At 69.8% G+C, this 8039-nt stretch carries 4 protein-coding genes and 2 pseudogenes; 1 reads left to right on the top strand and 5 read right to left on the bottom strand.

From position 1 onward, the window contains the following. From pknB to JX283_RS07380, 5 genes and pseudogenes are all read right to left on the bottom strand, one after another. Positions 1-1732 (bottom strand): annotated as a pseudogene (gene pknB, locus JX283_RS07360) (Stk1 family PASTA domain-containing Ser/Thr kinase); the annotation flags it as partial. Positions 1733-1872: 140 nt separating this feature from the next. After that, positions 1873-4770 carry an FtsW/RodA/SpoVE family cell cycle protein gene (locus tag JX283_RS07365; RefSeq protein ID WP_239652535.1) on the bottom strand — a complete coding sequence of 966 codons (2898 nt, stop codon included), beginning with the start codon at positions 4768-4770 and terminating at the stop codon, positions 1873-1875. Then, a complete protein-coding gene (locus tag JX283_RS07370) occupies positions 4767-5993 on the bottom strand; it encodes a Stp1/IreP family PP2C-type Ser/Thr phosphatase (RefSeq protein ID WP_204829995.1) in 1227 nt (408 codons plus the stop codon). Before JX283_RS07370 ends, JX283_RS07365 begins: the two co-directional genes overlap by 4 nt. Beyond that, positions 5990-6403: pseudogene (locus JX283_RS07375) on the bottom strand (FHA domain-containing protein). The gene JX283_RS07370 and the pseudogene JX283_RS07375 overlap by 4 nt, the downstream one beginning before the upstream one ends. Beyond that, entirely contained in the window at positions 6403-7506 is a 1104-nt protein-coding gene (locus JX283_RS07380; RefSeq protein WP_204829996.1) for a DUF3662 and FHA domain-containing protein, read from the bottom strand. The pseudogene JX283_RS07375 and the gene JX283_RS07380 overlap by 1 nt, the downstream one beginning before the upstream one ends. Before the next feature lie 158 nt (positions 7507-7664). Here JX283_RS07380 and JX283_RS07385 point away from each other — a divergent pair, with 158 nt between their 5' ends. Next, the gene (locus JX283_RS07385) at positions 7665-7859 is read left to right on the top strand and encodes a hypothetical protein (RefSeq protein ID WP_204829997.1); all 195 of its coding nucleotides are present in this window, start codon (positions 7665-7667) and stop codon (positions 7857-7859) included. Positions 7860-8039 lie beyond the last annotated feature (180 nt).

An 8039-nucleotide genomic window follows, 5' to 3' on the forward strand; every position in this document is an offset into this window, starting at 1 on the left:
TCGTGGGGGTGGTGGGCTGCTGCGGGGCCGGCTTGGGGCCCTTGCTGATGGTGAGCGAGATGGTGGTGCCAGCGGGCTGCTCGCCGTTGGGGGTGTACGAGATGACGCAGCCCTCGTCGACGGAGTCGCTGTAGACCGAGTTGCCCACCGACACGGCGAAGCCCGCGTTCTGCAGGGTAGAGGTGGCGCTGGACTCAGAGTAGCCGCGCACGTCGGGCACCGACTTGGAGTCCTTGCCCTTGGACAGGCNGTAGGTCACCGTGTCGCCCTCCTTGGCGGTGGTGCCGGCGGCGGGGGACTGGCTTACCACGNGGCCGCTGTCCACGGAGTCGCTGAACACGGAGTCGCCGGCCTTGGCTACGAGGCCGAGCTTGGAGAGGGCCTCCTGGGCCTGGTCGGGGGTCATGTNGNCGAGGGGCNGCACCGTCNCCTCCTGGGNTGGCTTCTTGCCCTTGGACACGGTGAGGTTGATCTTGGGGCCGCGCTCCTGGAGGGTGCCGGACTGCGGGTCCTGGCCGATGACCGTGCCCTCCTCGGCGGTGTCGCTGTACTCCTGGGTCACCGAGCCTACCTGGAAGAAGTCGGTCTGCTCGATAGCCGCCACGGCGGAGTCCTGGGTCATGGAGATGTAGTTGGGCACCGACTGGGTGGCGTTCTGGTTGCCCAAGGCAAAGTACACGATGGCGCCGATGAGGACGATGGCTGCGATCACGCCGACGACGATGCCCACCTTCTTGCCGGTGCCGCCGCCCGAGGGCTCGTCGTCCTCGTCGTCGCTGTCCACCTTGGCGGCCACGCGGGTGGCGCCGGAGGGGTTGGAGACGCGGTTCATCTGCTGGGTACCGCCGGTACGGTTCATGCGGCTGGTGGGGCCGGCCGGGATCATCGTGGTGGCGTTGTTGGAGACCGAGACCACGCGGCCCGCCAGGTAGTCGGTGAGGGCGCGGCGCAGCTCGTCGGCGGTCTGGAAGCGCGCCTGCGGGTCCTTCATGAGGCACTTCATGATGATGGTCTCGAGCTGCGGGTCCACGTTGGGGTTGACCTGCGATGGCGGCACAGGCTGCTCGTTGANCTNCNTGANAGCCACCGAGATGGCGTCGTCCCCATCGAAGGGCACCTTGCCGCAGCTGGCCTCGTACATGACGATGCCGAGGCTGTAGATGTCGGAGGTAGGACCGAGGGGCTTGCCCTGGGTCTGCTCGGGCGAGACGTAGTGGGCCGTGCCGAGAACGGAGTTGTCGGCCGTGAGGTGGCTGTTCTTGGCCCGGGCGATGCCGAAGTCCATGACTTTGATGGTGCCGTCGGGCTGCACCATGATGTTCTGCGGCTTGATGTCGCGGTGGATGATGTCGTGCTTGTGGGCCACCGAGAGGGCCTGGCAGATCTGGGAGCCGATCTGGGCCACCTTGCGCGAGTCGAGGGCGCCGTGGGTGCGGATGCCGCTCTTGAGGTCGGTGCCGCGCAGGTACTCCATAACGATGTAGTNGGTGNCGCCGTCCTTGNCCCAGTCGAAGATGCCCACGATGTAGGGGCTCTGGAGGGCGGNGGCCGCCTGGGCCTCCTGCTTGAAGCGGGCGGCGAATGAGGGGTCNGCCGCGTACTGCGGCAGCATGGTCTTGATGGCCACCGTGCGCCCCAGGACCTCGTCGGTCCCGCGGTACACCNTGGNCATGCCGCCGATGCCGATCTTTCCCTGTACCTTGTAGCGTCCGCCAAGGATCCGCTCTGGCATATTCCGCTCCTGTTCCGTACGTGCCGGGGCCGTGGTGCTCGAGATGATGTGGGCGCCCTGCCGGTGTCCTGTTTTAACTGCGTTTGTGCCTGGTGCCGTCGATGTCTGTCAGTGGTGCGTGGGTGGTGCGGTCGTCTCCATCATGCCGCCGCCTGGATCTGGAGGGTCCGGGCGATGACCTTGCCGGCTATCGAGGTCGCCACGCCGCGGGCCTCCGCGTCGTTGGACCCCTCGATGCACACCGAGATGGCCAGGGTGGGCTTGTCGGCAGGTGCGAAGCCGATGAAGAGCGAGTTGATGCCGCTGCCGGTCTCGGCGGTGCCGGTCTTGCCGGCCACCGTGACGCCCGACAGCGACGCCGCTCCGCCGGTGCCCGACTCAACCACGGAGACCATGGCGTCGGTGACCTCTCGNGCGGTGTCGGCCGAGATGGCCTGCCCGAGCGACTTGGGGNCGGTCTTTGAGANCTGGGTGNCCTCGGGGGAGAGCACGGAGTCGACGACGTAGGGGTTCATGACCACGCCGCCNTTGGCGATGGCGGCCGCCACCACGGCGTTTTGCATGACGGTGGCCTGGGGCCCGTTGGCGCTGGCGTGCTCGCCCACGGGCTGGCCGCAGCCGGCCCAGGCGGTCTCCCACTCGNCCATGTCGCCGGGGTTGGCCATGACGGAGGGGATGCACGAGAAGTCCAGGCCCAGGGAGCCGTCGTAGCCGAAGGCNTNGGCGTACTTNACGAGCTCACCGGCGCCCTCCTGCACGGCAAGCTGGCCGAAGGCCACGTTGCTCGAGACGGCGAAGGCCTCGCGCAGGGTGAGGGTGCCGTACTCGCGGTCGCCGTCGTTGGTCACCGCGGCGCCCCCGATGTCCATGGAGGCCGGGGCGTCGAAGGTGGAGTCGAGCGTGAACGCGCCGGAGTTGAGGGCGGCCGAGAGCGTCACGGCCTTGAAGGTGGAGCCGGGCGCGTAGAGGGCCTGGGTGGTGCGGTCGACGAGGGCGCCGTTGCCGCTGGCCCCCGTGATGGCTGCGGCGAGGTCGTCGTAGGAGTAGGTGGGCGCGCTCGACTTGGCCAGGACGGCGCCGGTGGACGGGTCGAGCACCACGACAGCGCCCACCCGGCCGGCGAGGGCCTCGTCGGCCACNTGCTGGATCTTGGAGTTGATGGTGAGCACCACGGAGTCGCCGGGCTGCTCGATGCCGGCGAGGGAGTTCATGGCCCCCTGCCAGCTGGAGTGGTCGGCGTGGCCGGTGAGGGCGTTGTTCATGGTGCTCTCGATGCCGGTGGCGCCGTACTGGGTGGAGAGGTAGCCCACGGTGTGCACGGCCAGGTTGCCGGCCGGGTAGCTGCGCACGTAGGTGCCGTCGGACTGCTTGAGCGACTCCGCCAGCGTCACGCCGTCCGACGTGATGATGGCGCCGCGCTGCACCTTGGCCGAACGGGCGATGGTGTGGTTGTTGGACGGCATGGACTGGTAGTCGCCGGCCTTGATGACCTGGATGAACGTGAGGTTGGCGATGAGCAGGGCGAAGAGCACCGTGAAGAAGGTGACGAGCGCCGTGAGACGGTGCGAGAGGGCCACGCGGCCGNGTACGCCGGACTCGGGTGNCTCCATACCGAAGCTCACCATGGCGTAGGGGCTGTCCTTGAGGGCGTCGTGCACCTGCGACACGCCGTTGGCGTGGAGCGCGGGGGTGACGGTGGAGCCGGCCACGCCCGAGCCGCTCACCAGTACGTTGTGGCCCGTGCCCTGGTCGCCGCAGCGCAGGAGCAGGCCCACGATGATGAAGCTGGCGAGCAGCGACGAGCCGCCCTGGCTCATAAAGGGCAGCGTCACGCCCGTGAGCGGCATGAACTTGGTGACGCCGGCCACGATGAGGAAGGCCTGGAAGCACACCGAGGTGGTGAGGCCCGTGGCGGTGAAGGCGGCCATGTCGCTCTTGGCGCGCGCCGCCGTGGCGAAGCCGCGCACGGCGAACAGCATGAACAGCAGGAGGACGGCGCTGCCGCCGAGCAGGCCCATCTCCTCGCCAATGGCCGAGAAGATGAAGTCGGACTCAACCACCGGGATGAGGCGGGGCATGCCACGGCCCACGCCGGCGCCGAAGAGGCCNCCGTCGGCCAGGGAGTAGAGCGACTGNNCGATCTGGAGGCCGCCGCCTTGGGCGTCGGCGAAGGGGTCGAGCCAGATGTTGAAGCGCACACGCACGTGGTTGAACAGGAAGTAGCAGCCCACGGCGCCCGCGGCGAGCAGGGCTACGGAGATGAGCACGTAGCTGGCGCGCCCCGTGGTGACGTAGATCATCACCACGAAGATGGTGAAGAAGAGCAGGGCGCTGCCGAGGTCGCGCTCGAAGACCACGATGAGCAGCGACAGGCCCCACATGCAGAGCACCNGCGCGAGCATGCGCGGGCGCGGCAGGGTGAGCGGGCCGATCTTGCGGCTCGACACGCTCAGGAGCTCGCGGTTGGCTGCGAAGAAGCTCGCGAGGAACAGGACGATGGCGATCTTGGCCAGCTCGCCGGGCTGGAAGGAGAAGGAACCCAGCCTGAGCCACAACTTGGAGCCGCCCTGCTCGGTGCCAAAGACCATGGGCAGCAGGATGAGCGCCACGCCGATGATGCCGATGGTGAACTTGTAGTCGGCCAGCTCGTCGAGGTTGCGCACCACGAACAGCGTGACCACCATGGCCGCCACCGAGAGGAACAGCCAGGTCACCTGGTTCATGGCCAGCGTGGGCGCCAGGCGTGTGACGAACGTGATGCCTATGCCCGACAGCACGAAGACGATGGGCAGGATGGCCGGGTCGGCCCCGGGGGCCAACATGCGCACGGCCAGGTGCGCGGCGGCGAAGGCGGCGAACAGACAGATGGGCACGGCCACGGTCTCGAAGGAGAGGGTCGCGCCGGTGTCCACCACGTACATGGCGTAGATGAGCAGTACAGGGACGGCGCCGGCGCAGAGGAGCAGGAGCTCGGTGGTGCGTCGGTTGGCCCCGCGCTCGAGGCGCTCCTGGGCGTAGGCGGAGACGTGTCCCATCATGATGCGGCACCTCCCTGGTCGCCGGAGCTCTTGAGCGTGTCGGCCGTCTCCTTGGCCTGGTCGGCGGCCTCCTGGNTNTGGCGGCGGTAGTCCTCCACCGTGGTGCGGGCCTTGTCCTCGGACTCCACGGAGATGCCCTCGGAAAGGCGGCTCTGCACGGCCTCGGGCAGCGAGGCCACCGGGACGTCGGNCTCCTCCACGAGGTGGGAGAGGGGCACTCCGAGGAAGTCCCCCTCCATGCCCTGGTAGATGCCCACGGTGTCGCCGGAGGGGGCGAGGTAGAACGTGCTGTTGATGAAGAGGGAGAGCACNACGGCCNCCACGGCCNGGGAGGCCGCGAGCACGCCCNCCCAGGCCAGGACCGCGCGGCGGCGGCCGCGGCGGCGGATGTCCTCCTTGCCGTCGTTCCTGATGTCCACCACGATGACGGTCACGTTGTCGTGGCCGCCGGCGATGAGGGCGGCCGACACGAGGGCGTCGGCGCAGACCTGGGGGCTCGCCGAGNTGACGNAGATGTCCTCGATCTCGGCGTCCGTGACCATGGACGAGAGGCCGTCGGAGCACAGGATCACACGCTCGCCTGCCTCGACGCCGATGGTGAAGTGGTCCGCGTACATGTCGGGGTCGGAGCCCAGGGCGCGGGTGATGACGGAGCGCGAGGGGTGCACGCNGGCCNCGTCGNCCGTGATCTCGCCGGCGTCCACGAGCTCCTCCACGAAGGAGTGGTCGTGGGTCACGCGCACGAGGGCTCCCTTGTGCAGCAGGTAGAGCCGTGAGTCGCCCACGTGGGCCACGGCCATGCGGTCGTCCTCGATGATGCACGCCGTGGCGGTGCAGCCCATGCCCTCGCGGCCCCGCCCGGTCTCGGGGGCCGTGAGGACGTCCATGTTGGCCGCCTCGATGGCGGCGCCGAGCTGGGCGGAATCCGCCGTGGCGGGCGCCTCCTTGGCGATGGTGTGGATGGCGATGGAGCTGGCCACCTCGCCGGCGGCGTGGCCGCCCATGCCGTCCGAGACGGCGAAGAGCGGCGGCCGGCAGAGGTAGGAGTCCTCGTTGTGGTCGCGGATGAGGCCCACGTCCGAGCGGGACCCCCACGCGAGGCGCCGGTCGGACCCTGACTCGGAGTCCGATCCGGGCCTGCGTTCGAGGTCGAGCATGGGTCGGGAGGGGGCCGTGGCCTGGGTGACGCTCGCAGGCACGGGCAGGTGCTGCTCGTCCGTCATCGGCGGCTCACCCTAAGGACGGCGTCCCCCACCTGGAGGTCGTCGCCGTCGCGCAGGNTCACNNGCTCGGTCACGGTGCGGCCGTTGACCATGGTGCCGTTGGTGGACTCGAGGTCCTCGAGGACCAGTGCGGGCCCCTGGATGGTGAGGCGCGCGTGGTTGGCGCTCACGAAGGNCTCGTCGATGACGATGTCGCAGCTGGGGGAGCGGCCGATGACCACCGGCCCCAGCATGTCCACGTGCAGGCCGCGCAGGTTGCGGGGACCCTTCTCGAGGTCGAGGGTCCAGATGGCGGAGTCCTTGCGCTGCCCCTTCACCAGGCCGATGCCGGNGNGCATGACNGCGAANAGGAAGAGGTAGAGCANCNCCANCANGAGGATACGGCCCGCGAACAGGACGATGTCGATCATCAGCCCTCCCGGAACTCGAGGTTCGTGAGGCCGAGGGTGATCAGGTCGCCGTCACGAAGGGCGCACTGGTCGACGTCGACGTCGTTGACCAGCGTGCCGTTGGTGGAGTTGAGGTCGGTGATGGTCCAGCCGGACCCGTGGTGCGAGAGCTCGGCATGGCGCCGGCTGACGTTGGGGTCGCGCAGGACGATGCCGCCGGTGGTGCGCTCGCGGCCGATGACGCAGCGGTCGGAGGTGCAGGAGTAGGTGCGGCCCGACTGACGGTCGATGAGCAGGGCGCCTACGGGCGTGGAGGTCGGGCGCTGGTTGGCGTGGGGGTTCACCAGGGGCACGTTGCGGCGTTGGGTGGCCGGCGCGGGGGCAGGGACGGGCGCCGGCGCGGCGAGGCGCTGGTCGTCGTGGCGGGCACGGGCCTGCTGGGCGCGCACCTCGTCGGACGGAGAGACGGAGCCCATGTAGCCGGCGCGGGGCTGGGCCGGGGGTACGGGCGTGCCCGGTCTGCGGTAGCCGGCGGGCAGGGGCGCCGCAGGGTCGTGTCCCATGGCGTAGGCGTCCTCCACGACGTCGAGCACGGTGTCGGGGCTCATGACGTCCAGGCCGTCCTGGGAGGGGTCGGCCGCCGGGGTGCCGATGGGCCCGAGTCCGAGGTCGAGGTCGGCGGCCTGGGGCTCGGGCCGGGACTGGCCCGCGGGGGCGCCGGTGTAGGCGCGCTCCTCCTCGCGCAGGCGGTCGAGCGTGCGGGCGTCCACGTTCTCGGCGAAGACCGAGAACTTCCCGTGCTTGAGGGCGGGGTCCACCATGAAGCGCACGAGGGGCTGGCCCACGAAGGTGTAGCCGCGCCGCTGGGCGTGGGCCTCCAGGAACAGGGCCGTCTCCTCGGTGAGGTTGGCGTAGAGCGGGCGCATGGCGGTGTCGTCCGCCTGCGACACGAGCACGGTGAAGAGTGCCGGCGCGGTGTCCACGCCGTTGATGACGTAGGTCTCGTTCTCCATCTCCGACGAGGCCTTCTTGGCGAGCTTCTTGAAGGAGAGGGGTGCTGCGGCCTGGGACGACGATCCGAAGATGCCTGCTATACGTTCTTCGAACACGTTAAGAAANTTCACGGTCTTNCCCTTCCCGACGCAATTCGGGAGGCCCGAACAACGTGATCGCGACGATCATAAGTACCGTAGAGCCTAGCGCAAGGCCCATGGGGGCGCCCGACGGTGCGCCCCATATCCCGCCAAAATCCAGACCCCCCGCCAGGGAGCAGCCCACAAGCGTGACGACGAGCGCGAGCACCTGTCCCGCCGCCGCGGTGCCCTCGGACCCCCGGCGCCCCGTGGCCGAGGCGAGTGCCGCCGCCCCTGCCGAGAAGGCCGCGGCCGCCCAGGGGCCCGGCGAGGCCAGGGCGGCCGGCACGGAGGCGACGGCCTGGGCCACGGTGGCGGGGTCCGCCGACCAGAGCGCCCCCTGACCGGTGACCACCCAGGTGACGACGGACGCGGCGGCCGCTGTNCCGGCTGCGGCGGCGGGCTCCAGCGCGAAGCCGGCCAGGGCCGGGCACACGGTCCATGCGCCGAGGGCTGGCGCCGCCAGGACCGCCGGCGCCAGCGGCGCTCGGCCGCCCGCGAGGCGCAGCGGCACGAACCCGCTG

Source organism: Olsenella sp. CU969 (assembly GCF_905219715.1).
Classification (GTDB): Bacteria; Actinomycetota; Coriobacteriia; order Coriobacteriales; family Atopobiaceae; genus Granulimonas; species Granulimonas faecalis.